Raw genomic sequence first — 25,282 nt, 5'->3', positions numbered from 1 at the left:
CTGCGCTTTATTTTTTTGCATCATGCAATTTTTATTTAATATGTCGTTGTTCGCATTAACCCGACTAAATCGGGTAATGGCGTGATTGGGTCTGAATGGTGATCCAGCGTAAATCGGTAAATTCACCAATAGAGGCTTTACTACCAAATCGTCCGTAACCACTCGATTTTGTACCACCAAATGGCATTTGAGCTTCGTCATGCACGGTTGCGCCGTTAATATGACAAATACCCGAATCAATCTGTTTAGCCACTTCCAATGCCTGCGAAATATTTTGGCTAAACACTGCCGAAGAAAGACCGAACTCGCTGTCATTTGCCAGTGCTACACCTTCTTCAATGCTTGAAAAACGTTGAACTGTGCATACAGGCCCAAATGATTCTTCGCGGTAAAGCAACATGTCAGGTTTAATGTTGAGCACCAACGTCGGTTGCATGGTGGTGTCTTCAATATGAATGCCTAAAGGTAAGTCTGCACCTTTGTTTTGGGCATCTTCAAGTAAATGCTGAATACGGTTTGCGGCACGGCGACTTTCTAAAACACCGAGTGCATTTTCTTTCGAGGTTGGGTTGCCCGCCTGAATAGAACGTGTTTTCTCAATGAGCTTTTCAATAAACTGGTCGGCAATTTTGTCTTGAACCAAAACACGTTCGGTCGACATGCAAATTTGCCCCTGATTAAAGAACGCTCCAAAAGCGACGGCATTTACTGCTTCATTAATGTCGGCCTCGTTTAAAACCACGACAGGGGCTTTGCCACCAAGTTCGAGTAAAACTGGTTTTAAATATTTAGCAGCAGTCTCGGCAATAATTTTTCCGACTTTGGTTGAACCCGTAAAATTAATGCGCTTCACGGCTGGATGAGACACTAAGCGCTCCACGATTTGTGGTGCATCTTCGGCTGCATGGGTAATCACATTGACCACACCTTCACCAAGCCCAGCCTTGTATAATACTTCACCAATCAGACGATGTGTTGCCGGACAAGCCTCCGATGCTTTTAACACCACCGTGTTCCCACAAGCCAATGGCATAGCAAGCGCACGTGTTGCTAAAATGATAGGGGCGTTCCAAGGAGCCATGCCAACAATGACACCGCAAGGAACCCGCACACCCATGGCAAGATTGCCTGGCACATCTGATGGAATCAGGCTTCCGTCAATTTGCGTGGTCATTGCTGCTGCTTCACGTAACATGTTGGCAGCAAGGTGAACGTTAAACCCATACCATGTGGCAGTTGAACCTGTTTCTTGCATTCCAATTTCAATGAATTGCTCGGTCTTTTGGTCCATTAAATCGGCTGCTTTTAATAAGCGTAATCGGCGTTCGGTAGGCGAGAGTTTCGACCACACTTTAAAAGCTTGTTGTGCCGAATCGATTGCACGATCAACATCTTCTAATGTTGCAGCAGCAGCTTTAGTTGCTACTGATCCATCAATTGGGCTAATACGTTCAAAAGTTGCCTGATTAGATGCATCAACAGATTGACCGTGAATTAGTAACTGTACATTTTGCATGGGTTGTGTCCTTACATTGCCATTAAAGAATCAAAAGTTAACCAGTACGTTTATAGCTCTGTAAACCCGGTTTAATTGATTTTTCATCTAAAAATTGTTTCAAACCTTCTTGGCGACCATTTTCAGTATCACGATGGATACATTGATCTAGTTTGGCATATAAGTAATCTTCGTTTTGATCCCATGTCAGTTCACGGCAACGTTTAAAGCCATTTTTAGCGGTACGAAGCACTACAGGGTTTTTCTCAAGTAGGCAATTTGCAAGCTCAGTCACTTCTGTTTTTAGCTGTTCAAGCGGTACGCTTTTATTCACAAGTCCCATGGTCTCGGCTTCTTTACCACTAAAGGTTTTACCCGTCATGATGTAATACAAAGCTGCACGGTGACCTACGGTATCTGCCATTGCTTTGCTTACAAGGTTGCCTGGTGGGATACCCCAGTTAATTTCAGATAAACCAAAGGTTGCTTCATCTGCTGCAATCGCAAGATCACAAGCCACTAATGGTGAGAAACCGCCTCCGAAACACCAGCCGTTAACCATGGCAATGGTTGGTTTTGAATACATACGAAGAAGTTGCCACTGCCAACGACATGAGTCACGGCGAATACGTTCTTGATAAATTTCTGGTTGAGTGTCGACTTCGCGGAAATATTCTTTCAAGTCCATGCCTGCTGTCCATGAGTCACCTGCACCAGTTAACACTAAAACACGTGCATCTTGATCAAGTTCTATGGCTTCAAGCACATCAATCATTTCACGATTGAGTGTAGGACTCATGGCATTTTTCTTTTCTGGGCGATTTAGTGTGACCCAAGCAATTCCATCTTCAACTTTAACATCTACGGTTTCCCAGCGATTTTCATAAGTCATCTTCATACTCCTTGAATGATTTTGTGATGTTCTGAGATTTAATTTAATATCAGTTAAACTTACATTCAAGTCTTTTTTCTAAAATTTAATAATTATTTTATAATTTATTGTATTTTAAATAAAAATTAATTTAATAAATAATTTTATATAAAAATATGTTGATTTTTTAGTAAGTTTAACTGATATTTTTGGTGTGTTTAAATAACAATACACAAAGGGCTAAATGGAACGACTAGTCAATAAAGGACAACACAATGGAAAAGATATTAGGACAGTCTGCAAGAGCAAAGATTACGTTACTACTTTGTTTTGCAATCGCAATTTTTGAAGGTTTTGATCTTCAATCAATGGGGGTAGCCGCTCCACGAATGCGGGCTGAGTTTATGTTGGACAATGGCCAGATGGCATGGGCATTTAGTGCTGCAATTTTAGGAACACTACCGGGTGCAATATTAGGCGGCAGATTTGCAGATATTATTGGGCGTAAGAAAATTCTGATTTTTAGTATTCTGCTTTTTGGAATTATGTCTTTGCTGACGGCCTATGCTGCCAACTTTAGTTTGTTATTGCTCATTCGTTTTTGTACCGGTTTAGGAATGGGTGGGGCGCTCCCGATGATGATTACACTTGCCTCTGAAGCTGTGCCTGACCAGCACAAGGGCAAAGCGGTAAGTGTCATGTATAGCGGCATTCCTTTTGGTGGATTACTGACTTCTGTGGTTGCCATGTCGTTGGCGGGTGATGCAGAGTGGCGTCATATTTTCTATATTGGTGGTATTGCGCCTATTTTATTAATTCCACTCATCATGCGCTTTTTACCTGAGTCAAATGATTACCTGCAACGTAAAGTTCAAGCACAAAAAACGACTCCATTCTTTGAGGTTTTATTTGCCAAAGAACGCCGCATGTCGACTATTCAGCTTTGGGTAAGTTTTTTCTGTACCTTAGTAGTGCTGTACTTCTTGTTGAACTGGTTGCCACTGCTGATGGGAGCGCAAGGCTTATCGAAGCTACAAGCAAATTATGTACAGATGGGCTACAACGTTGGTGGAATTTTAGGTTCAATTTTAATGGGTGTATTGCTTGATAAAGTACGCATGAGTTTTGTGATTAAGCTGATTTATCTAGGCATTTTATTCTCACTTTGTTGCTTGGCAATTTCTCCAACTGTTGCATTACTGGCGCTTGCGGCAGTCGGCTGTGGTTTATTTATTGTAGGCGGACAATCGGCATTGTACGGTTTAGCCGCAATGTATTACCCGACTGAAATGCGTGGAACCGGAGTTGGTGCTGCGGTTGCAATTGGGCGTATTGGTTCTTTTGCTGGACCTTTAATGGCTGGTTTTTTACTCTCACTTGGACAAAGCTCGACTATTGTGATTGGTTCAAGCATTCCTGTGATCTTAATTGCAGCGATCTCTGCATTACTTCTTGTCAAAAAACCTAAACAGCCTGTACATTTAGTACAAAGGTCAGGTGCTCGCTAAGTTTTAACGAAAGTATGGGGTTAGAGCCTCATACTTTCATTACAGATTTTCTTATGATGAATGAAAGGTTATGGTACGTTCGAATTTAGTTCAGAAAAAAATAGAAGATGAGCCTAAGTTAAGTTACATGATTGCTCGTGTTGACCGAATTATTAGTAAACATTTAACAGAGCATTTAAAAGAGCTTGAAATTACCTTGCCACAATTTACGGCACTTTCTGTTTTAGCTTCAAAAAGTAATGTATCCAATGCAAAACTTGCTGAACGTTCTTTCATAAAGCCGCAATCTGCCAATAAAATTCTGCAAGATTTGCTGGTTAATGGTTGGATTGAAAAGAAACCTGATCCTACGCATGGTCGCCGTATTTTAATTACACTGACCGAAAGCGGCATTGATAAGCTTAATAAATGCAATGAAGTTGTATTAAAAGTTGAAGAGAAAATGCTTGAAGGCATTGATATCAATCTGGCTTATTTAATTCGTAATAACCTCGATATCATGGTGAATAATCTTAAAAACCTTTAAATGAATGAGCTTGTTTAGGTTGAGCTAAATACCTAAGCACTGATTCACACAGAAAATTTATTTCATTTTGCAAATGAAGTTGTTAGCATCGAAGTGACGTTTTTGACAATGTGTGGCAGCAAATGTCTTCAGGGCAACAAGTATTACTTAAATTAAGAAAAATGATTATTTCAGGGGAACTTGAAGGTGGTGCCAGAATTGCAGAGATTCCCACTGCTGAGTTACTTGGGGTTTCTAGACAGCCTGTTCGTATTGCATTTCGGTTGCTCGAACAAGAAGGTCTCCTCATCAAGAACCCAACCCGTGGCTACACCGTCCGTGAAATTTCAGAACAACTGGTTCATGATGCACTCGAAGTTCGAGGTGTGCTTGAAGGATTGGCTGCAAAAACTTTGGCAGAACAAGGCTTAAGCGAAGAGCAGAAAAAGACGCTGCAACATTGCATTCAAGAAACTGAAAAACTCTTTGATGAAAAAGACGAGTTTGGCGATACCGAACTGGAACGTTATCACCATTTTAACGTCATTTTTCATGACACGATTATTGAGGGCGCGCAAAATGTTGCGCTCATACAAGCTCTAGCAAAAAACAATCAATTGCCGATGGCTTCAGCCCAAGCCATTACCTATGATGAGAAGCAAGCTTTGTCGGAATATCGCCGTTTGCACTATGCACATTTACAGCATTGTTCTATTTTTGATGCATTGGTACATCGTCAGGCAGGTCGTGCTGAAACTTTAATGCGTGAGCACAGTAGTGTGGTGATTTTAGGGGAAACGCTAAGAAATGTTTTAAGCGCTTAAGATGAAATAAGTTCCTTTATTTTGAATAAAGGAACTTAAGAATTAAAGCTCAATCACAAGATTTTTGGTTTTTGCACGAGAACAGCAGGGCGTAAACTGGTCATTAAGTGCATGTTCGTCGTCGGTCATAAACATATCACGATGATCTGGCGTGCCTTCTACAACGCGGGTAATACATGTGCCACAAATGCCTTGTTCACACGAAATAGGAATATCAAACCCATTTGCAATTAATGCTTCAGTCGCAGTTTGTTCTGGCAATACTTCAATTCGACGACCCGTACCTTTAACTTCAATGGTAAAAGCTTCATTGTTGGAAATATCTGCTTTTTGTGCGACAAAATGCTCTTGATGTAATTGCTCGCTGTGCCAACCTGCTTGTTCGGCTGAGCTCATTACAAACTGCATAAATCCTGTAGGACCACATACATATAAGTGTCTATCTGGTGAATTTTGACCTAAAACCGCTGCCATATTACATTCGGTGTCTGGCTGATCTTGAATATGAAAATGAATTTGATCACCAAAGTGCTCGGTTAAGTTGCCATAGAAGGCAATCATTTCATGACTACGGATAAAGTAGTGTAATTCGAAAGGAATATTGGCCGACTTAAGCTGATACGCCATCGACAAAATAGGGGTAATACCAATGCCGCCAGCAAATAAAACCGCCTGCTTTGTTTGAGAATGAATTTCAAATAAATTACGTGGTTCACCAATCTTTAAATAGTCGCCTTCACGATATTCCGTGTGGATGCAACGTGAGCCACCACGTGAGTTAGCATCATGTAAAACACCAATTACATAACGATGTTTTTCACTGCAACAGTTTGAAATTGAATATTGACGGGTTAGGCCGTTTTTAAGATGCACATCAATATGCGAGCCTGCTTCAAAACTCGGTAGCTCTGTACCATTTGCTGTAACCAGCTCAAATGCACGAATGGTGGGGGTAAGCTGGTGAATTTTTTGAATGATAACGTCCATGTTCATACTCCTTTAAATAATCCGGATGTTTGGAAATTTCTGTGCGGATGTTTCAGGAGGCGTTTTATTTTCTTCGGTAAGTAGTCGGTCAATCACCTTACGTGACTGTACACCGCCTGCGTCGATGTTAAGCATCAGTAACTTGCGATGTGGATTATTCAAAATATTTTGCTGCTGTTGCTCAAGCATTTCTAAATCTTCAGTAAAGATTTTGCCTTGGCCTTCACGAATTTGATCGGTGAGTTCTGCATTGTCAGGCTGGAAGTTACGCGCCATTCCCCAGAAATACCAGTGTGAAGTTTCAGTTTCTGGCGTAATAAAATCGACCACGATTGACGAAACTTTTTTGTCTTTTGGTGCGTCATAACCGCCATGTCCAGCATGTGCCACACCGACTTCAATGTGGACATTACTTGGCGCAAAGAAGTGGCAACGTTGCCAACGGTCAACAGGTACATCATCTGCCAAGTGATTACCCCGCAATGCCATTTGCCAAAATGGAGGTGCAATCACATTTTCCATATAACGTTCAGTAATGACATGGTCGCCATCTACTTTGGTCACTGGCAATGATTCATCAATCTCTTTTTGACCAATACTGCTTGAGTGAACATAAGTCTCGTGGGTTAAATCCATCAGGTTATCGACCATGAGGCGATAGTCACATTGAATGTGAAACAGACCTCCGCCATAGCTCCATTCAGGGTGATCTGCCCATTCTAAAGTTGGGAGTTTTGATTCATCTGCTAATGCCTTTTCGCCTGGCCATATCCAAATAAAGCCGAATTTCTCAACAACTGCATATGCTTTGTTGCAAGGGAAACCATTTACACGTTGAGCTGGCATTGAAACAGTTTTTCCATCACAGCCCATGACTAAACCATGATAGCCACACACGAGGTTTCCATCTTCGACATAACCCAGTGAAAGTGGGGCACCACGATGCGGACAAAAATCTTCAACGGCTGCAACTTGATTTTCTTTACCACGGTAAAAAACAATTTTTTCACCACAGATGGTGCGACCTAGCGGTTTGTCTTGGATTTCTTCTGGGCGGCAGGCTACATACCATGCATTTTTAATAAACATTGTGACGACTCCTTATCACTTATTGGATCCAATTTATAATAAATAAAAATAATGGTCAATTGATAAGCAGTATATTTTTTAAAAAATATTGGTCTTTAAAGTTGGTTATTGTGTATGTTTTTTAAAGTTCTTTAGGGCTTTTGTATTTCTTTTAAGTTTTATGGTCGAAATTTTTATTAGCTTTTATTTGGATCCATAATGACTGTGGTCAAGCCATTATGGAGGATGATGATTTAAAAGCTAAAAGTGTATTGAGAAGCTGTTATAAATGCAAAAGATAGCTTATCTGCACTTCAAGATGTGGGGGATATTATTAGTGATGATCTGTTACATCCAGCACGAGCGCATGCCTGCCAGCATAACTTGTGCCCCATAAACCGATGACTTTCAATGAAACTCATCGCGCGCCGATAATCGTCGATCTGACGTCAAGCTTGCTTAGCAGACAGGAATGGATTTCCACGAAAAGCTTCCAGATGCCATTAGGTGGTAGGTGTTGAATCTCTATACGTACTTTATGCCAAGTTAATTACCTGGTCGTTCAAGCGTGAAGAGCTGCTCCTCACCGATTTCGAAGTAGTCAGCGGGGCCGCCTCCTCGCAGGATCGGGTGAGCCTTCGCAGTTTGGTACACTCCGTCTTTGATTAGTTGTCGGTCAATATGGATTGCTAGTGCTTCACCTAACACTAGCCAAGCTGGCAGGCTCATGCCGTCTTGTGCTTTAAGCTGTATGATCTGAGTGACGACACACTCGAACTGCACCGGGCTAGCAGCTACGCGTGATGGCTGAACCTTGTCAGAGGGTAATGCCTCCAGATGAGCCAACTCAAACTCATCGACTTGAATAGGCACCATAGCAGAGGAGGTGTTCATTGCTTCGGCGAGCTCTCGAGTCGCCAGATTCCATACAAACTCACCAATTTCACGCACGTTGGCGAGTGAGTCCTTCTTACCAAGCGAACAAAAGCCAATGATAGGTGGCTTGTAGTTGAACAGGTTAAAGAAGCTGTAGGGCGCAAGGTTGTGCACTCCGTTGTTAGAGACTGTACTGATCCAGCCGATTGGTCGCGGAGCGACGATAGCGTTAAGCGGATCGTGACGCAGAGAATGCCCTTGCGCTGGGTCATAAGAATGCCAGTCAGTCATAGTTTCCTCTTTTTAAACAGGTGTAAGGAACGCGGTTTCCATTGCCTTTAGCTTGGTGTGCGTTCGCAACACCAGAGCCGAAGGTTATTATATTCATATCCCGAACCTGTTCAGGGAGTGGTTTTCAGATCGGAGCTACGTAAGTCTCATGCCAGATAAACGAACGAGACATCCGTTTCAAGTCAATTTTGCTGCCCTGTTTTCAAGAACAGGGCAGATTTGTTTTTCTTACTTCTTTAAATCAGCCAATAAAGGTGTTTTTTCTTCCTTAACTAAAGAAGTCTTGACCGAGTGTTCCTTCGAGCTGCTCCTTGAGGCCCGCTGAGAATTCACGAACAACGGGAAAAGGACTTTGAAAGAGTTTGATGTTGTTGATGAGGCCAGTCTCATTCCGAGTGAGGATGGTGATGCCAGTGATCGGCTTGCCACCGTGGATGGCATCCCATTCAAGGTATGTCTTAGCACCGTCAACCGTCTCCGCAGTGAACACAAAGTTTTCATACATCGTGCTCGTTGCTGTAAAGAATGCCCCAATGAGTGTCGGGCCGACCACGGCCTTGCTGAGGGCTGAGGTCTGAAGGCTAGCGTCAGCAGTGAACGACTCCGCGAAATCGCTCGTTCCTTTCTTCTTGACGATTTGCATCCATGCTGTTCCCAGCGAGTTGATGGTAGTAGTCATTAGAATCTCCTAAGTTGGTCAGTAGTCATTTCAATATTCCCCAGAACATGTCTGCGGCTTTTATTTTTCAAGGTGCTCTATGAGAAATTCACCAGCTCTCTGCAATGCGTCATGTGCCTGAGGTAAAGATGCTGTTTGAATGTGCCAAACATGTGGCATTTCCGCCCAAACCTCAAGGTGTGACTCGCCGCCAGCCGCACGCACTTTGCGGTCAATTTCAAGCGCATCATCGAGAAGTACTTCATCGCTTCCTACATGGATGAGCAATGGAGGAAAGCCGTGCATGTCTGCGAACATTGGCGAGATGATCGGATCCTTCAAATCATGGTTTTCTGCGTAAGCTTCGACCATTTCCCGCATCGCACCTATATTTACCATTGGGTCGCGATCAGCCAACTGCGTTAACGATGGTAGCGTCAGCGTTAAGTCTGCCCATGGGCTAATGAGTAGAACTGCTCGTGCGTCTTTATGGCTCTTCGAGGACGCGTAGGCAAGAATATTGACAACCATGCCACCGCCACTGGAATCTCCAGAAACAGCGAATGGCTTCCCAAACGCACGTATAGCCTCGTAGCCGCGGATCGACTCGTCATAGGATGCAGGGAATGGGTGTTCGGGGGCTTTTGAATGGTCTAGAACGATGACCTGAGACTTTGCTGCTCGAGAGAGCTCTCCGAGCATGCCCAGATGCGAGGCAGGAGAACCAGCCACCCAGCCTCCACCATGGAGATGGTAGATAATACGTTCTTTAGATGCGCCGGGAGCCGTAATTGCCACCGCAGCTACACCACCAAGCTCAATCGGCTCGACTATTAGGTCCGCTGCTGGCGGGTTTGCTTCCGAAATTTTCTCCATACTGAAACGGAGCGTCTCGATGTTGCTAACGGGATGCTCAAGTTCGAAGGCGAACATCGCTTCGCGGAGCTTGCGGATGGAAGATGAATCGTAGGTCATAGTTCTGCTCACTTCAAATCAAGAAAAGTCGCTGGCACCCAGTCGTAGCCAGTACCAGTGTCGGCCTTGCGAATACGGCCTAGGCCAGGGAACGGCATGTGGGCTGCGGCAATCATCGTTTTATCCGTAGCGAGTTTCACAAGAAGGTCTTCACGCGTTTTGACAGCCGATGCGCTGTCTGAGTCAAAGACGATGCTGATTTCTGGATGAGGCATTTGGACTGCACCAACATGAGCTACATCGCCCCAGACCAGCAATGACTGACCTTTAGAAGAAATCATGTATCCTGTGTGACCAGGCGTGTGGCCAGGAATAGCATACGGTGTAATACCAGGGATGATTTGGTCCATGCTGTTATAAGGTTTCCATTTACCTGCTGCGATGTAAGGTGCAGCACCATCCTGTGCGATTTTGAAGAAAACTTTTGCATCTTCAGGAGCCTTAGCCATAATTTCCTTCGATAGCCAGAAGTCGGCATCGGCTTTGTTCATCATCACAGTGGCATTCGGAAAGACGCGTTTCCCATCCTTGTAGATACCACCAACATGGTCACCGTGAAGATGAGTTAACAGCACTAGATCAACCTGCTCTGGTTTGTAACCGGATGCCTTCAAGTTCTGCACGAGTTTGCCTAATGCAGCGGGACCCCAGTGTCCTCCAGCACCAGTATCAATGAGAACTAGCTTAGAACCAGTATTTACGAGATAGCCTTGAACAGTGGCAGAAACATTCTTGGGGTCGTTTTGGAAGGAGCGTGCTAGAAGGGACTGAATGAGCTTCGGGTCACCATGCAGAAGGTTTGAGTCAATACTAGCGCCACCGTCATACAGAGCAGTGAGTTCATAATCGCCAATCATAGTGCGATAGAAGCCCGGGACCTGTTTGTGTTGCATCGGTGCAGCGGCTTGAGCGGGTGTTACAACAGCAATGGTACTAGTAAGTGTTAATGATACAGCTAGCACAGTACTTGAAGTAAGGTTTGAGAATTTCATAGCATTTCCTAACTATTTTGTAGTGGGGCATTCATACATACGTCATGATCTTTAGCGGGACGCCAACTCATCCTGGCATATCGTTGTTGCCACCTTTGTAGTCGCACACATGGCTAATTTTTCTATGAGACAGTAAAAATATAACCACTTGTACTTTGCAAGTGGTTGAAGATTACCTCCACAACTTGCATAATGCAAGTGGAAAAATGAAGTAAAGGAAAAATACCTGTGTTACAGACAAGACGATCGGGTTGTCCGATCAATTTGACACTTGAACAAATCGGTGATCGCTGGAGCTTAATCGTTATCCGTGATGTCATGTTCGAAAATAGACGAAGCTATGGTGCGCTATTGGAACAAAACAAAGAGGGTATCGCTTCGAACATTCTTGCAAGCCGCTTGAAGCATTTGACTGCCTCTAATCTTCTGACACGCTGTCCAGATCCGAATCATCAGCAAAAATTTATCTATAGCCTTACCGAAGAGGCCATACAGTTAGTTCCTCTGCTAGCACAAATGGCCGTCTGGGGTCTTCGACATACAAATCCGAGCAAAGAAGCGTCTTTGCGTGCTGAGCTTCTAGAAAAGGGTGGACCTTCACTTTGGAATGCCTTTATGGATGAACTACGTTACCTTCATCTCGGTATACCACGTCCAGAGCGTTCAGCATCTGATGAGCATCAGGCTGACAACAGGGATGCAGTCGCTATTCTGCTTAGGACCTAATCGTTTATACGTGCGAATGCTGATTTGCAGGATATAGTGAGAGTTATGAATCTTGGTGAATGGATGGAACTCTCAACTATTTTCTGCCATGAGCCTAATTTGAACCTGAATTACACAACGAATCAAAAATACTTGGTTAACCTTGATTTTTACACGGTAGTCGGGCTCTGTTGTAACATCGTGGATCATGCATGTCTGAACACCGTTAAGGACCATTAATTAGGCCTTTAAGCAATAGGCATATTGAATACTGGGGTTGAGGTGTGGCTGAACATCATTAAGTTTGGTTGATCAGTCACCACGATAGATCAAGCCTTAGATTAGGCAATGAGTGTCAGGACTAGTATTGTTTTTATGATGTCTTTCAAAGTTGAATATTTTTAGTGTGAGCGTATTTTGAAAATTAGGATCTACTGTACTGTTGGTTAAAAAGAAAGCAGGGGTTGTCTTTGAGAATAAAATCCCATAAATAAAAATATATTTCATTTTTAAATCTGTTTTACTGTCCTAAATTCGACATGGCTGGTTGCAAGGTCGAGTTCCTGTGGATGCCTAGCGGCAGCACGATAACACGCGCAATGATTGGTTGAGCATAAATAAGACCCACTTTTAATCGTGTATTGCAAAATCTGTTCATGGCTTTGCTGATATTTTGATGGATCTCTTATATGGTGATCTCTTGGTCCTGTGTAGGATGTTTGTGTCCATTCCCATACATTACCATTGTAATTCTTCAACTGGCTGGATACTGGGGATTGTACAAACATAGCCGCACCGCCTTGCTTCTCTGCATCGGCAAAAAAGTCCGAATGTAAGTTGGCTTACTCTTTTGAGTTTCATAAATGCATCTTGCATTCCATAAAAATGAACTGAGCTTTTTTGGCTAAAAAAACACTCTGGAATTGATCATAATAGATTTTTTATGGATCCATACAAATATTAACTCATCCTAAATTGAGATTTTTAATAATTTTATAATTATATAATTTATGTATTTATGTATTTATGGGTTTTTTTAATAATCGATTTATAATTTTAGTTGATTTTTTGGATCCAAATATTCAGTATAGAAAAAGAGCAGGATGCTCTAAAAAACAAATATTCCTCTAGGTCATTATGGATACGGATGTGCATAACCACCCAATTGCTTATATAGCAATGTCGTGTGTATGTCTGATCCAAGGGAGATACACAAATGGAAAGAGACGTTCTAAGTGAGATCAATCAAAACAACATGAGCCGATACCAATGGTTTGTTATTTTGATTTGTATCTGTCTCAATATTATTGATGGCTTTGATGTGATGGTGATGGCATTTACCGCACCGTCGGTGTCAGCAGAATGGTCACTTTCAGGGGCACAAATTGGCTTGTTGCTTAGTTCAGGCCTTTTTGGAATGGCTGCTGGTTCAATCTTTCTCGCACCTCTAGCCGATAAAATCGGTCGCCGTTTACTCATCTTAGTTTGTCTTGTGATTGCAGGTCTTAGTATGTTGGGCTGTGCTTTTGTACAAAGCCACGGCATGTTGGCAGTACTTCGGTTTATTACCGGAATAGGGGTGGGCGGTATTCTTGCCAGCAGTAATGTGCTAGCAAGTGAATATGCCAATGCTCGCTGGCGTAGTCTTGCGGTTAGTTTAATGTCTACAGGTTATGGAATTGGCGCCACACTCGGTGGGGTATTGTCACTGGCATTGATTGAGCATTTAGGTTGGCGTTCAATCTTTTTAGCGGGTGGAATCACCACCATTGCAATGTTGCTGATCAGTGCATGGTTATTACCTGAATCTTTAGATTATTTATTAGCGAAAAGACCCAAACAGGCATTGGAACGAATTAATGCAACTGTAAATCGTATGGGGCTAAACGAACTACCAGTTATGCCACGCTATGAAAAAATGAGCACGCAAAATGGTAGTGAACTGAGCAAATTATTTGCCGGACAATTGGGATTTCAAACACTTTGTCTGTGGTTTGCATTCTTTTTAGTGATGTTTGGCTTTTACTTTGTCATGAGCTGGACGCCAAAAATTCTTATTTCAATGGGAATGTCACCAGAGCAAGGTGTAAGTACCGGTATTTTAATTAGTATTGGCGGTATTTTCGGTGCGGCTATTATTGGTTTACTCGCATCACGCATAAAAATTTTCTATGCCTTAAGCCTATTTTTAGGGCTAACGTCTGCTTGTGTTTTCCTATTTGTTGCAGTGTCTGCTCAAGTGAGTGTTGCACTCATGGTGGGGTTATTACTCGGCACACTTATTAATGGCTGTGTGGCAGGTTTATATTCTATTTCTCCAACAATTTATGACGCTGAAATCCGTAGTCGCGGTGTGGGTTATGCCATTGGTTTTGGTCGTATCGGGGCAATTTTATCGCCAACGATTGCAGGTATTTTTCTGGATAAAGGTATCGCACCTGCAACGCTTTATGCCTATTACGGCGTGGTCTTTATTTTAGCTATTTTCCTGATTTTAAGTCTGGGCAGCGCTTTTTACCGAAGTAAAAAAGAGCAAAATTACTCGCTTAAAACAGCACCTTAAACCATTAAAAATTAAATAGTTGAGATAAAAAATGAAAAAGACACCATTGTGGGTGGGGGTATGCTTGTGCCCATTATTTACTCAAGTTGCGCATGCCGAGTTTATTGCAGACAGTAAAGCTGAGCTGACACTTCGAAATTTTTACTTTGACCGAGATTATAAAAAAGACCCATATCCCTATACCGCGGCCAGAGATTGGGCGCAGGGGTTAATTTTTAAAGGACAGTCAGGTTATACCGAGGGTACAGTTGGGTTTGGTGTTGATGTGCTAGCAATGGCAGGCTCTAACCTAATGGGAAGCCATGCTGATGACTATGCACGTAGTGGCTTATTACCAGTTAATACCGATAATTCTCGTGATGATTATTATGGAAAAATCGGCATTACAGGAAAGGCTAAATTTAGAAAAAATGAGCTTTTTCTAGGTGATTTGGTTCCACAATTACCAACCATATTTTCATCGCCAGCGCGTTTGTTCCCCCAGACTTATCGCGGTATTCGCTTTGTTTCAAATGAAATTCCAAATCTTCAACTCGAAGGATTTTATGTCGACGAAGTGCGTCAACGCGACTCAATTCGCTTTACAGATGTTGGAACGGATAATATCAACCGTCGTTTTGATAAGGCGGCAACCACTGATTCTTTTTACACGCTGGGAGGAAGTTATCAGTTAAAGGACTACCGGTTACGTGCTTATCATGCTGAACTCAAAGACATTTATCAGCAACAATTTTTGGGTTTTAACGGAAAACAGCCTTTAAATGACCAGCTTAATTTTTTAAGTGACGTACGTTTTTTTAATAGTGAAGAAACTGGAAGCAAAAAAATAGGAGAGGTAGATAACCGCCATATCAGTGGCTTATTTGGTTTGAACTATCAAAACCATACGGTTTCTTTGGGCTATATGCAGTCGTTTGGCTCGACAGGTCTGCCATTTTTGTCGGGAACTGAAAGTCCGGTCGTGCTTGATTTTATGAGTTCTGACTACTCAAATAAAGACGAAAAAGTCTATTCGATTCGTTACGAATATGATTTTAAAAATGCGCAATTAGGTGATGTTTCATTAAATGGACTGCGCTTTATGACCCGCTATGCAAAAGGGGAAGATATTGATTTGCTGCAATATGGCGATCAGCGATTTAAAGAAGAGTCGATGGAATTTGATTTAGGTTATAAAATTCCTGAAGGAAAGTTAAAAGGCCTAGGTATGCGAGCTCGTTTTTCTCATTACCGTAACGATATGCCAAGTAATATGACATTTCACTCGGCAAATGAAACACGGTTGAATGTGGATTACACCTTTAAATTTTAATGCTCAATATTTAAGTAAATTAAAGACAAGTTAAAACATTGTGAGCATCAATGTTTTAACTTTAGTTATCAACTTCACAAAATCACTCTATAATACCGCCAATCTTATTAAAGCCAATTGAGTCGTTCATTAAACACATGGCTTTAATCTCTCATTTTTTAAGTCAATTTCTTCGCTGTGATTCGGCTTATATTTCAATATTTAGAATTTTATGTGTCTGCGCTGACACATAAAAATATTTAGGTGCCAGCATGGAAATCAAGGTTAATTATCTCGACAATCTTCGACAGGAAGCTAAGTTCGATGACTTTACGGTAATTGCCGATCAACCAATTCGCTACAAGGGTGACGGTTCGGCACCGGGCCCATTTGACTATTTTTTAGCATCTTCCGCATTGTGTGCAGCGTACTTTGTAAAAGTGTATTGTGCAGCTCGAGATATCCCAACCGATAATATTCGTTTATCACAAAATAATATTGTTGATCCTGAAAACCGCTACAAGCAAACGTTTAAAATTCAGATTGAATTACCAGCCGATATTTCAGAGAAAGATCGCCAAGGGATTTTACGTTCAATCGACCGTTGTACTGTTAAAAAAGTGATTCAAACTGGCCCTGAATTTATTATTGAAGAAGTTGAAAGCATTGATGCAGATGCGCAAGCATTGTTATTGCCAAGCTTAACTTCAGAAAGCCATACCTATATTCAGGGTAAAGATCTGCCATTAGAAGAAACAATTGCCAATATGTCTGCCATTTTGGCGAATTTGGGCATGAAGATTGAAATCGCATCTTGGCGTAATATCGTGCCAAATGTATGGTCTTTACATATTCGTGATGCACAGTCTCCGATGTGTTTTACCAATGGTAAAGGTGCAACTAAAGAAAGTGCTTTGGCATCTGCATTAGGCGAGTTTATTGAGCGCCTTAACTGTAACTTCTTCTATAACGACCAGTTCTGGGGTGAAGAGATTGCCAATGCTGAATTTGTGCATTATCCAGATGAAAAATGGTTTAAACCGGGTCCAAATGGTGAATTACCTCAAGAAATCTTAGATGAATATTGTCTTGAGATTTATAACCCAGATGATGAGTTGCTTGGCACACATTTATATGACACCAATTCAGGTAACGTAGAGCGTGGTATTTGTTCGCTACCTTTTGTGCGCCAGTCTGACGATGAAGTTGTCTATTTTCCATCAAATTTAATTGAAAACTTGTACTTAAGTAATGGTATGAGTGCAGGTAACACTTTGGCGGAAGCCCAAGTTCAATGCTTGTCAGAAATTTTTGAACGTGCTGTAAAACGTGAAATTTTGGAAGGTGAAATTGCACTTCCGGATGTCCCTGAAGAAGTATTAGCAAAATATCCAGGTATCGTTGCTGGTATTAAAGGTTTAGAAGAGCAAGGTTTCCCTGTATTAGTTAAAGATGCATCGTTAGGTGGTCAGTTCCCTGTAATGTGTGTGACTTTAATGAACCCGCGTACGGGTGGTGTTTTTGCATCGTTTGGTGCACATCCAAGTTTTGAAGTTGCATTAGAACGTAGTTTGACTGAATTACTTCAAGGCCGTAGTTTTGAAGGCTTAAATGATTTACCTCAACCGACTTTCCAAAGTAATGCGGTCACTGAACCAAACAACTTTGTTGAGCACTTTATTGACTCAAGCGGTTTGGTATCTTGGCGTTTCTTTAGTTCTAAATCTGACTATGACTTTGTTGAGTGGGATTTTTCTGGAGAAGGTGAAGAATCGAATGCAGACGAAGCTGCAACATTGTTCGGTATTCTTGAAGAGATGGGCAAAGAAGTATATATGGCAGTCTATGAGCACTTAGGCGCGACAGCTTGCCGTATTTTAGTGCCAGATTATTCAGAAATTTATCTCGTTGAAGATTTGATTTGGGACAATACCAATAAAGCACTTTCATTCCGTGAAGATATTCTAAATCTACATCGTTTGGATGATGAACAACTTGAGGCGTTGGTTGAGCGTTTAGAGGAATGTGAGTTAGACGATTACACTGAAATCACCACATTGATTGGCATTGAATTTGATGACAATACAGTTTGGGGACAGCTTACGATTTTAGAGTTGAAATTGTTGATTTACGTTGCTTTGCAGCAATTTGAAGAGGCAAAAGAGTTAGTCGAAACTTACCTACAATATAACACTAACACCGTTGAGCGTGGTTTGTTCTATCAGTGCATGAACGTGGTTCTTGAAGTGATGTTAGATGAAGAACTAGAGCTTGAAGATTACCTGACTAATTTCCGCCGTATGTTTGGTGACACACGAATGGACGCAGTATTAGGTTCTATCGAGGGTAGCGTTCGTTTCTACGGTTTAACACCAACAAGCATGAAACTAGAAGGGCTTGATCGACATTTACGTCTGATCGATAGTTATAAAAAATTACATGCAGCTCGCGCTAAAGCAGTAGCTTCGTAATTTAAAAAGCTAAATAAAAAAAGCCTATTTTTAAATAGGCTTTTTTTATAAAACAAATTTCTAGCTTAAGCAGATTCTTTGCTGATCTCTAAGATTTCTGCCTCTGTTGTATCATCCTGATGTTCGCCCAAAGTGTGTTTAGCCGGAATATACGACATTGCACGTTCTGCTAAAGCTGTAATGGTGAGACTTGGGTTAACACCCAAATTGGCACCTAACATTGAACCATCTACAACATATAAGTTTTTATAGTTAAAAACACGGTTTTGTCCATCTACCACGCCACGTTCTGGACTTGAAGAAATTGCACAGCCACCCATGCAATGTGCGGTAAAAGGCACATTGAATAAAATTTCGGTAATGGTTGTCATGGGGTGCCCATTAAACATTTTGGCAACTTTTTCGGTAAATGTATTGGCCTGTGGAATATAAACCGGTAGCTTTTTACCTTCGCTAGATAAAACCTTGCCAAAAGGCCAAAACCAGTTACGTTTCAAGCGCATGTTAATTGAAGCATCGGCAGTTTGCATCACCAAGAAAATCAAGGTTTGACGTGCAAAACCAACCGGATTACTCATGCGTAGAAAAATAAATGGATGGCAGATTAACGCCCATAACCAAAAGAAGATACGTGTCCAACCCGGTTTGCCTTTTGCCATGTAAGTACACATGAGACCCATTGCATCGGAACCGTTTTGGTAGCGAGTTGCTTCAATATGGGTGTCATGGTCGATGTAAATACTTGAACCAATAGCAACACCTTTGCTCATGTCGACATCTTTACCAAAGAAACGAACCCCTAAAATAGATTCGGCATTGGTACGAACCCGATTACCCAAGTCATCGGAAATGTTTGGCAGAGAACCAGACTGCTTTAAGCGGAACAACATCTCTTGGGTGCCCAAAGAAGATGCCGAGAAAATCACGTTGCGTACTCTCCATGTACGACGCTGTTTATTAAACCATGAGGTTGAGCATTCAGTGGTTACTTCATAGCCATCACTGCCATCTGCTTTACCATTGAGTGGTTTAACATCAACAACTTTAGTTTCTTCATAAACCTTGGCGCCATTTTTTTCGGCAAAGTACAAATAGTTTTTATCTAAAGTATTTTTTGCGTTGTGTTTACAACCTGTCATGCACCCGCCACATGCTGTACACGTCGCACGGTCTGGACCTTCACCGTTAAAATATGGGTCAGGATAGGTTTTTCCGCCTTCTTCACCTTCGGGTGGAAAGAAGGTTGCAACACGAGTCGGTTTAAATGTGTGACCCACACCGATAGCTTCACCCATTTTTTTAAGCATATGGTCAGCTGGACCAAAAATTTTATTATCCGTCACCCCAAGCATACGTTCTGCTTCGGCATAGTGCTGTGGCATTTCATTTTTCCAGTCTGCAGCATCTGCCCATGTGCCTTCGTCCCAAATATGTTCAGGTGGAACGAGTAGGGTATTGGCATAGGTAATTGAACCTCCACCTACAGCATTCCCGCAAATAATGGTGACATGGCGAAAAAAGCGCATATTGAAATAGCCGAAAAGCTTCATGCCCGGACGCCAAATCCAACGGCGGGAATTCCAGTTATTTTTCGCAAAATCCTCGGCTTTCCAGCGACGCCCCATTTCCATTACAGCAACTGAGTAACCTTTTTCGGTTAGACGGCAAGCAGAAACACTACCACCAAAGCCTGAACCAATAATGAGATAATCATAGTCATAATTGTTTGTTGTCATGCCGAGGCTCCTCTCTGGCGATTATTTTTTATATTGACTGTGTATGTTTATCAATGAATTGCCCAATGCGCTCAATCGAGTCATTAGATTCTTTTAGTATACCCGCGTGGAACTGAAAAACATGTCCGACTTGGTCATAAATCCTAAAGTTCGTCGGAATACCATATTTTTCAGCTTGTTCAGCGAGACGTTTTGCATCATCTAATAAAACTTCTTCAGTGCCCGCATGAATCAGAATAGGCGGTAAACCTGTTAAGTCAGCATAAAGTGGAGAACAAGTTGAATCAGTTACTGATTTTTGCCCGCAATAATTTTTTGCGCACCACGCTAACCAGTTTTCAGACAGCATTGCATCTTGAGCTGTACGAGTTTTCATACTGTTTCCAGAGAGGCTTAAATCAACCCATGGTGAAAGTAAAACCAATGCAGCTGGTAGTGGAAATCCTGCATCCCGAATAGCAATTGCAGTGCTTAAACTCAGCCCGCCACCCGCAGAATCTCCGACAAACACGAGTTTTTTCGGGTCTTGTCCTTGGGCAAGTAAAGCTTTGTAGACAGCAATTGCATCTTCAATAGCAGCGGGGCTTGAGTGCTCTGGAGCGAGGCGATATTCAGGTAACCAGACTTGTGCTTGAGCTGCGTGTCCAATTTGAGCGGCAAGCTTAGTGTGACTTTTTGAACTGCCAACCACATAGCCACCGCCATGTAAATACAAGATACCTAGCCCTGACTTAGTCGTTTTGGGCTGAATATGAACTGTTGGCATTTGAGCAATTTTTTGCTTTTTTGTTTTATAGCCACGTGGCCCAAGCACAATAACACTGGCTGCATCGCTACAAAAACGTTGTAACTTCACTGGAGTCTTGGGTGATAAAGCCGGACGTAGTGTAGTCCGGATGGTCCATGCAAGAAGCTGCTTCATAATAAGAACTCATACTAGAGCTTGTTATTTATTGATCAGCATCTCCTAAATTTAGGATGATGCTGATCAGTGATTTTTTTATTTTGCTGGTTTGTTGAGTAGGCGAGTTTGAAAAGCAGTCGCGGCTCCAAAAATCTTTTGGTAGCCTTGTGGAAGAATACGTTGAATCACATCAACGACTTTCGCATCGGCTCCAATCAGTAAGCGTCGACGGTTTTTACGAACAGCCTCTAAAATTTGTTGAGCCGCCTCGTCAGCAGGGGTGCGAAGTAATTTATCGAAAGCATCCTGACTTTTAACAGGGTCCATGCCTAAAGACTGGACGCTATTATTCATACGTGCAGCTTTAGCAATATTGGTACGAATACCACCCGGATGCACACAAGTTGCGCTAACCCCAGCATTTTGCATATCCAGTTCTTGGCGTAGGGACTCGGTAAAACCACGAACGGCAAATTTACTCGCGTTATAAGCACTTTGGGTCGGTTGAGCTGTTAAGCCAAACATGCTGGAAATATTAATAATATGCCCATCACCACTTTGCTTTAAAAATGGCAAGAATTCTTTAGTGCCATAAACTACACCCCAAAAATTAATACCAATGAGCCATTCAAGATCTTCATAACTTACACCTTCAGCCGTGCTACCTATTGCTACACCAGCATTATTAAAAATCAAATTAACTTGGCCATGCTCATTTACAACAGCTTTTGCCCAATTTGCCACCTCATCACGCTTAGCAACATCAACTTTTTGCGTGGTTACTTTGACTGAATAAGCCGATAACTGTTCAACAGTTTTAGCTAAACCCGCTTCACTGATATCGGAAAGCGCCAGATGGCAGCCTTGTTTTGCCAGTGCAATTGCAAGTGCTTGTCCAATACCGGAACCCGCACCTGTAACAGCAGCGACTTTGTTCTTAAATGTTTTCATAAAATACTCCGTTTATTTTTCTGATTTCCTATCGTGAAGCTGATTAAGAAAGAGCCGAGACTTGAGTGTAGTTTTCAATATCAAAGCGGCGAGTGCGTTGACGATACTCAAGGGTAAAACCTGGCCAGTTATTGGTATTCTTGCCATCAGCGGTTTGATACCAACTTGTACAACCTTGTGCCCATACGGTTTTCTTCATTTTTTCTTGAATATTTTGGTTGAACTCGTGTTGAACTTCTGCACGAACATTGGTGAATAACAACTTGTTTTTTATCAGTGTTTGAATGGCATCTAAAATATAATTCACCTGACTTTCAATCATATAGACAATTGAATTATGTCCAAGATTGGTGTTTGGACCATAAAGCATAAAGAAATTAGGGAAGCCGCTAACAGTTAAGCCAAGGTATGCTTCTGCACCATCTTTCCATGTATCTTTTAAGGTACGTCCGTCCAATCCAGTAATTTGCATTGGGGCCATAAATTCAGTCGCAGCAAAACCAGTACCATAAATAATGGTATCAACTTCATGCAGATTTCCGTCCGTATCTAAAATGCCATTTTCAGTGATTTCTTGAATGCCCGTATGAATAACATCTACATGAGGTTGAGTGAGCGTTTCATACCACTGGTTGGAAATCAAAATACGCTTACAACCAATTGGGTAGTCCGGCATTAAACGATGACGTAATTTGGAGTCTTTAACTACCTTACGAATATGACGTTGGAATAAATATTCCACTAAAGGCATTTCATTTAGCGAAGTAGTGAAAGCAAGCAGACGAATTTCGTGATGGCCATATTGCAAGGCACGATCTAGACTCTGCAAAATCGGTAATTTGCGGAATGCTTTTTTCTCTAAAGGTTGATAAATCCGATCTGGCTTTGGAATGACGTAAGGTGCCGAACGTTGATAAACATCAAGATGAGCAACCTGTTTAGCAATTTCAGGAACAAACTGAATGGCGCTCGCACCTGTACCAATTACAGCAACACGTTTGCCAGTTAAGTCATAGTCATGATCCCAACGAGCTGAGTGAAAAGCCTTACCTTTAAAGTTTTCAATGCCTCTGAGTTTCGGATAAGCAGGGCGGTTGAGCTGGCCTACAGCGCCCACTAAGAATTCAGCTTCGAACTGTTCACCAGAAGTACTTTTAATGTGCCATACACCTTGTAGGGCATCAAATTCGGCACTGGCAATTTCGGTATTAAATTGAACATGTGGGCGAATGTTATATTTATCGGCGCAGTGGCGTAAATATTGATAAATCTCTTGAGATGTGCCGTAACGGTTTTTCCAGCCAAGTTCCTGCTCAAAAGAAAAAGAATAAAGATGTGAAGGTACATCGCAAGCAGCACCCGGATAAGTATTGTCGCGCCAGACACCACCGACATCAGCGGCTTTTTCATATAGTGTAAATTGTTCAAAACCGGCTTGTTTGAGACGAATCGCAAGACCCAAACCACCAAAACCCGTGCCTATAATGGCGATGCGTACATTTTTATTTGAATTAGCTGACGAATTAAACATAGGCTGCTCTAAAATCCTTAAAAACAGTGGGCGAAAGAATCGCAATTTCCTGTATGCAGAATAGTCGTTTATTTGCTTGATTTAGAGGATGGATGAGGACAAAATATTGTGATTCGAGGACATTCTGAGCAATACAGTGAAGTATGCATGGGCTTTTGAACGCAGTGTACATAGTGTTCGATTAATGGCTGATTTTGCGGTGGAATCAGGCATTTCTTATCAGACCATTTTAGAAGAGACTGGAATCAGTCAACAGCAATTGCTTGATCCTAATATGGTGGTGACAGGTCAGCAAGAATTGCAGGTTATTCATAACTTGGTTGAGCAGCTTGGAGACAGGCCGACATTAGGCTTAGATGTAGGTACACGCTATCACTTTACAACATTTGGGCCTTTAGGCATGGCCCTCATGAGCAGTGCCAGCATTCGTGAAGCACTTGATTTAGCTTTAACCTATTTTTCACTTACTTTTGCTTTTACCCGATTTCTAGTTTCAGATACAGATGAAGGTATTCGGATTGAGATTGAAGATGAGGGCGTACCACCTTCAGTTCGCCAGTTTATTCTTGAACGGGACGCCGCGGCGCTCATTACGGTGCAACGGGACTTGGTACAAGATAATTTTTGTCAATATATGGCTTTCACTTTCCAGCCTAAAGCTGAGGTACAACCCTATATCGATTTGTTTGGAATTCTGCCGGAGTTTGGGGCGGCCAAGAACTTTGTTTTACTCGATCCACATAAAGTAGATCAAAAACTACAAATGGCCAATGACCTGATTTTACATACGGCTGAAGAACAATGTCGGCAAATTTTAGATAGGCGCCAAACACAAAAGAAATTTATTAATTTAGTGCAGCAGCAGTTAATGAGGGTACGAGGGGAAATGCCCTCTATGGACATGGTTGCTGATCGTTTGCATTTAAATGCACGTACCTTACGCCGTCATCTGTCTCAAGAAGGCATGACCTTTATTCAAATACGTGAAGAAGTCAGACAGGTTTTAGCAGAACAATATCTGACTTTACCGAAAGTATCTATTGAGCAGATTGCCGAATGGTTGGGCTATGCCGAACCTGCCAGTTTTATTCATGCTTATAAAAGATGGCGCGGTAAGACACCGCATGCAGTACGATTAATTGGGAAATCATCAAGCTAACTTTATTTATTCAAGCGCAAATGCAACAAACGTGTCGCCGAGGTGTGACGAATCTCATCTACTCGTGCACTAAAATAACGTTCAGTAATGGCTTCACCTGACAAATCTTCAACGACTTCAAAGCCCATTTGTTCAACTGCGTGATGTAAATCAGTAGGTTTGAATTGACCTAATAAAGGTTCTTTCAGCAAATGGGTAAACTGGGCAACACCCATGCTACCAATGCGTTCGATACCAGTTAATTCCTGAAAATCGGTCGAATAGTCGAATACAACTTCGCTAGCGTTTACTGCAAATTCAGCAATACTTTTTAAAGTCTGCAAGGTCGTTTGCGGGTTTAAATAATGAGTTGTTCCTAACCATGAAAAAAAAGCAGGAGCGGATCGCTCATAGAGACTTCTGGTCAAGGCTTCAGAGATAGACTCTTTTTCAAAATTAATTGCGACAAACTCAACTGTTGAAGGAATATTTCCTAGCTTTTTTAGTTTGGCTTGTTTGGCAGCTTGAGTATCAGGATGATCAACTTCAAAGATTTTTAAAGTTGGGTAATGGTGAGACTCACGTAGTACAAATGAATCTAGACCTGCACCAACTAAAACATATTGTTGAGTGTTTTGTTGAACTGCCTGATCAAGTAAATCTTCGGCATAACGAGAGCGTCCGACCACTTGCCCAGTGAGTAAACCTAAAGTGCGGTTTAAAATCGCAGAATTCATTAATTTAACAAGGAGTGGGCTTGATAGAAGTTTTTTCCAGCTTCTACTGGTCAGCTCAAAAGCATAAGGGTCTGAAAATACAGGGCTGACCGTATTTTTAAAGTGATTTGCACGTAATGCAGCGGCGGCTTCGGCGGTACGACTTGATTGACCTTCTTTCATCTTTATCCTGTTTTTTTATTTCTTGAAGATATTCAACGAAGAA

At 41.9% G+C, this 25,282-nt stretch carries 21 protein-coding genes and 2 pseudogenes; 8 read left to right on the top strand and 15 right to left on the bottom strand.

Going from position 1 to position 25,282, the window contains the following annotated elements; translation table 11 throughout:
- Positions 1–64: 64 nt before the first annotated feature.
- Both ACB088_RS10700 and ACB088_RS10695 read right to left on the bottom strand, forming a co-directional pair.
- Positions 65–1,516 carry an aldehyde dehydrogenase gene (locus ACB088_RS10700; protein WP_375036927.1) on the bottom strand — a complete coding sequence of 484 codons (1,452 nt, stop codon included), beginning with the start codon at positions 1,514–1,516 and terminating at the stop codon, positions 65–67.
- 37 nt (positions 1,517–1,553) lie between these two features.
- Complete coding sequence (locus ACB088_RS10695; protein WP_375036926.1) at positions 1,554–2,393, bottom strand: p-hydroxycinnamoyl CoA hydratase/lyase; 840 nt, start codon at positions 2,391–2,393, stop codon at positions 1,554–1,556.
- 248 nt (positions 2,394–2,641) lie between these two features.
- Between ACB088_RS10695 and mhpT the strand changes: the two genes are divergently transcribed.
- The 3 genes from mhpT to ACB088_RS10680 all read left to right on the top strand — a co-directional run bounded on the left by mhpT (position 2,642) and on the right by ACB088_RS10680 (position 5,203).
- A complete protein-coding gene (gene mhpT / locus ACB088_RS10690; RefSeq protein ID WP_375036925.1) occupies positions 2,642–3,874 on the top strand; it encodes a 3-(3-hydroxy-phenyl)propionate transporter MhpT in 1,233 nt (410 codons plus the stop codon).
- Between the two features lie 70 nt (positions 3,875–3,944).
- Positions 3,945–4,400 carry a MarR family transcriptional regulator gene (locus tag ACB088_RS10685; RefSeq protein ID WP_309949692.1) on the top strand — a complete coding sequence of 152 codons (456 nt, stop codon included), beginning with the start codon at positions 3,945–3,947 and terminating at the stop codon, positions 4,398–4,400.
- Between the two features lie 110 nt (positions 4,401–4,510).
- Positions 4,511–5,203 carry a GntR family transcriptional regulator gene (locus ACB088_RS10680; RefSeq protein ID WP_375036924.1) on the top strand — a complete coding sequence of 231 codons (693 nt, stop codon included), beginning with the start codon at positions 4,511–4,513 and terminating at the stop codon, positions 5,201–5,203.
- A gap of 42 nt (positions 5,204–5,245) precedes the next feature.
- Here the strand turns inward: ACB088_RS10680 and ACB088_RS10675 are convergent, their stop codons facing one another.
- The 6 genes from ACB088_RS10675 to ACB088_RS10650 all read right to left on the bottom strand — a co-directional run bounded on the left by ACB088_RS10675 (position 5,246) and on the right by ACB088_RS10650 (position 11,050).
- Positions 5,246–6,190 carry a PDR/VanB family oxidoreductase gene (locus ACB088_RS10675; RefSeq protein WP_375036923.1) on the bottom strand — a complete coding sequence of 315 codons (945 nt, stop codon included), beginning with the start codon at positions 6,188–6,190 and terminating at the stop codon, positions 5,246–5,248.
- A 12-nt stretch (positions 6,191–6,202) separates the two neighbouring features.
- Positions 6,203–7,279, bottom strand: a complete 1,077-nt coding sequence (locus ACB088_RS10670) for a Rieske 2Fe-2S domain-containing protein (protein ID WP_375036922.1) — start codon at positions 7,277–7,279, stop codon at positions 6,203–6,205.
- 525 nt (positions 7,280–7,804) lie between these two features.
- Positions 7,805–8,425, bottom strand: coding sequence for a flavin reductase family protein (locus ACB088_RS10665; RefSeq protein WP_375036921.1), 621 nt, complete (start codon positions 8,423–8,425; stop codon positions 7,805–7,807).
- Positions 8,426–8,693: 268 nt separating this feature from the next.
- Complete coding sequence (locus ACB088_RS10660; RefSeq protein WP_375036920.1) at positions 8,694–9,104, bottom strand: hypothetical protein; 411 nt, start codon at positions 9,102–9,104, stop codon at positions 8,694–8,696.
- Positions 9,105–9,164: 60 nt separating this feature from the next.
- Positions 9,165–10,058, bottom strand: a complete 894-nt coding sequence (locus tag ACB088_RS10655; protein WP_375036919.1) for an alpha/beta hydrolase — start codon at positions 10,056–10,058, stop codon at positions 9,165–9,167.
- A gap of 8 nt (positions 10,059–10,066) precedes the next feature.
- The gene (locus ACB088_RS10650; protein ID WP_375036918.1) at positions 10,067–11,050 is read right to left on the bottom strand and encodes an MBL fold metallo-hydrolase; all 984 of its coding nucleotides are present in this window, start codon (positions 11,048–11,050) and stop codon (positions 10,067–10,069) included.
- A 228-nt stretch (positions 11,051–11,278) separates the two neighbouring features.
- Here ACB088_RS10650 and ACB088_RS10645 point away from each other — a divergent pair, with 228 nt between their 5' ends.
- Positions 11,279–11,776, top strand: a complete 498-nt coding sequence (locus ACB088_RS10645) for a winged helix-turn-helix transcriptional regulator (RefSeq protein ID WP_375036917.1) — start codon at positions 11,279–11,281, stop codon at positions 11,774–11,776.
- A gap of 222 nt (positions 11,777–11,998) precedes the next feature.
- On the opposite strand, the pseudogene ACB088_RS10640 reads toward ACB088_RS10645, so the two are convergent.
- Positions 11,999–12,262, bottom strand: a pseudogene (locus ACB088_RS10640) (outer membrane porin, OprD family); the annotation flags it as partial.
- A 2-nt stretch (positions 12,263–12,264) separates the two neighbouring features.
- Positions 12,265–12,594, bottom strand: a pseudogene (locus ACB088_RS10635) (SUMF1/EgtB/PvdO family nonheme iron enzyme); the annotation flags it as partial.
- 377 nt (positions 12,595–12,971) lie between these two features.
- On the opposite strand from ACB088_RS10635, the gene ACB088_RS10630 reads away from it, so the two are divergent.
- The 3 genes from ACB088_RS10630 (at position 12,972) to ACB088_RS10620 (ending at position 18,080) form a co-directional block, all read left to right on the top strand.
- On the top strand, positions 12,972–14,318 hold the full coding sequence (locus ACB088_RS10630; protein WP_375036916.1) for an MFS transporter: 1,347 nt from the start codon (positions 12,972–12,974) through the stop codon (positions 14,316–14,318).
- 31 nt (positions 14,319–14,349) lie between these two features.
- The gene (locus tag ACB088_RS10625) at positions 14,350–15,630 is read left to right on the top strand and encodes an OprD family outer membrane porin (RefSeq protein WP_375036915.1); all 1,281 of its coding nucleotides are present in this window, start codon (positions 14,350–14,352) and stop codon (positions 15,628–15,630) included.
- Between the two features lie 251 nt (positions 15,631–15,881).
- Positions 15,882–18,080 carry an OsmC domain/YcaO domain-containing protein gene (locus ACB088_RS10620; RefSeq protein ID WP_375036914.1) on the top strand — a complete coding sequence of 733 codons (2,199 nt, stop codon included), beginning with the start codon at positions 15,882–15,884 and terminating at the stop codon, positions 18,078–18,080.
- A gap of 65 nt (positions 18,081–18,145) precedes the next feature.
- Here ACB088_RS10620 and ACB088_RS10615 read toward each other — a convergent pair whose 3' ends face one another.
- The 4 genes from ACB088_RS10615 to ACB088_RS10600 all read right to left on the bottom strand — a co-directional run bounded on the left by ACB088_RS10615 (position 18,146) and on the right by ACB088_RS10600 (position 23,202).
- Positions 18,146–19,816, bottom strand: coding sequence for a GMC oxidoreductase (locus ACB088_RS10615; RefSeq protein ID WP_375036913.1), 1,671 nt, complete (start codon positions 19,814–19,816; stop codon positions 18,146–18,148).
- Positions 19,817–19,844: 28 nt separating this feature from the next.
- Positions 19,845–20,738: an alpha/beta hydrolase gene (locus ACB088_RS10610; RefSeq protein WP_375036912.1), complete on the bottom strand. Its 894-nt coding sequence runs from the start codon at positions 20,736–20,738 to the stop codon at positions 19,845–19,847.
- Between the two features lie 78 nt (positions 20,739–20,816).
- Positions 20,817–21,671 carry an SDR family NAD(P)-dependent oxidoreductase gene (locus ACB088_RS10605; RefSeq protein WP_375036911.1) on the bottom strand — a complete coding sequence of 285 codons (855 nt, stop codon included), beginning with the start codon at positions 21,669–21,671 and terminating at the stop codon, positions 20,817–20,819.
- 43 nt (positions 21,672–21,714) lie between these two features.
- The gene (locus ACB088_RS10600) at positions 21,715–23,202 is read right to left on the bottom strand and encodes a flavin-containing monooxygenase (protein WP_375036910.1); all 1,488 of its coding nucleotides are present in this window, start codon (positions 23,200–23,202) and stop codon (positions 21,715–21,717) included.
- A 136-nt stretch (positions 23,203–23,338) separates the two neighbouring features.
- On the opposite strand from ACB088_RS10600, the gene ACB088_RS10595 reads away from it, so the two are divergent.
- Entirely contained in the window at positions 23,339–24,361 is a 1,023-nt protein-coding gene (locus tag ACB088_RS10595) for an AraC family transcriptional regulator (RefSeq protein ID WP_375036909.1), read from the top strand.
- 2 nt (positions 24,362–24,363) lie between these two features.
- On the opposite strand, the gene ACB088_RS10590 is transcribed toward ACB088_RS10595, so the two are convergent.
- Positions 24,364–25,239, bottom strand: coding sequence for a class I SAM-dependent methyltransferase (locus tag ACB088_RS10590; RefSeq protein ID WP_375036908.1), 876 nt, complete (start codon positions 25,237–25,239; stop codon positions 24,364–24,366).
- Between the last annotated feature and the right edge of the window lie 43 nt (positions 25,240–25,282).

The sequence above is a fragment of the Acinetobacter sp. RW6 genome (genome assembly GCF_041956835.1).
Classification (GTDB): domain Bacteria; phylum Pseudomonadota; class Gammaproteobacteria; order Pseudomonadales; family Moraxellaceae; genus Acinetobacter; species Acinetobacter calcoaceticus.
Note: the sequence above shows the minus strand (reverse complement) of the source record. Positions and strands in the feature narration are given on the sequence as shown.

Excerpts from the sequence above, each read along its gene's own strand:
- ACB088_RS10700 (WP_375036927.1), bottom strand. The coding sequence starts at position 1,516 with ATGCAAAATGTACAGTTACTAATTCACGGTCAATCTGTTGATGCATCT.
- ACB088_RS10675 (WP_375036923.1), bottom strand. The coding sequence starts at position 6,190 with ATGGACGTTATCATTCAAAAAATTCACCAGCTTACCCCCACCATTCGT.
- ACB088_RS10625 (WP_375036915.1), top strand. The coding sequence starts at position 14,350 with ATGAAAAAGACACCATTGTGGGTGGGGGTATGCTTGTGCCCATTATTT.
- ACB088_RS10665 (WP_375036921.1), bottom strand. The coding sequence starts at position 8,425 with ATGACTGACTGGCATTCTTATGACCCAGCGCAAGGGCATTCTCTGCGT.
- ACB088_RS10655 (WP_375036919.1), bottom strand. The coding sequence starts at position 10,058 with ATGACCTACGATTCATCTTCCATCCGCAAGCTCCGCGAAGCGATGTTC.
- ACB088_RS10650 (WP_375036918.1), bottom strand. The coding sequence starts at position 11,050 with ATGAAATTCTCAAACCTTACTTCAAGTACTGTGCTAGCTGTATCATTA.
- ACB088_RS10695 (WP_375036926.1), bottom strand. The coding sequence starts at position 2,393 with ATGAAGATGACTTATGAAAATCGCTGGGAAACCGTAGATGTTAAAGTT.
- ACB088_RS10600 (WP_375036910.1), bottom strand. The coding sequence starts at position 23,202 with ATGTTTAATTCGTCAGCTAATTCAAATAAAAATGTACGCATCGCCATT.
- ACB088_RS10605 (WP_375036911.1), bottom strand. The coding sequence starts at position 21,671 with ATGAAAACATTTAAGAACAAAGTCGCTGCTGTTACAGGTGCGGGTTCC.
- ACB088_RS10620 (WP_375036914.1), top strand. The coding sequence starts at position 15,882 with ATGGAAATCAAGGTTAATTATCTCGACAATCTTCGACAGGAAGCTAAG.
- ACB088_RS10670 (WP_375036922.1), bottom strand. The coding sequence starts at position 7,279 with ATGTTTATTAAAAATGCATGGTATGTAGCCTGCCGCCCAGAAGAAATC.
- ACB088_RS10660 (WP_375036920.1), bottom strand. The coding sequence starts at position 9,104 with ATGACTACTACCATCAACTCGCTGGGAACAGCATGGATGCAAATCGTC.
- ACB088_RS10630 (WP_375036916.1), top strand. The coding sequence starts at position 12,972 with ATGGAAAGAGACGTTCTAAGTGAGATCAATCAAAACAACATGAGCCGA.
- mhpT (WP_375036925.1), top strand. The coding sequence starts at position 2,642 with ATGGAAAAGATATTAGGACAGTCTGCAAGAGCAAAGATTACGTTACTA.
- ACB088_RS10610 (WP_375036912.1), bottom strand. The coding sequence starts at position 20,738 with ATGAAGCAGCTTCTTGCATGGACCATCCGGACTACACTACGTCCGGCT.
- ACB088_RS10685 (WP_309949692.1), top strand. The coding sequence starts at position 3,945 with ATGGTACGTTCGAATTTAGTTCAGAAAAAAATAGAAGATGAGCCTAAG.
- ACB088_RS10590 (WP_375036908.1), bottom strand. The coding sequence starts at position 25,239 with ATGAAAGAAGGTCAATCAAGTCGTACCGCCGAAGCCGCCGCTGCATTA.
- ACB088_RS10615 (WP_375036913.1), bottom strand. The coding sequence starts at position 19,816 with ATGACAACAAACAATTATGACTATGATTATCTCATTATTGGTTCAGGC.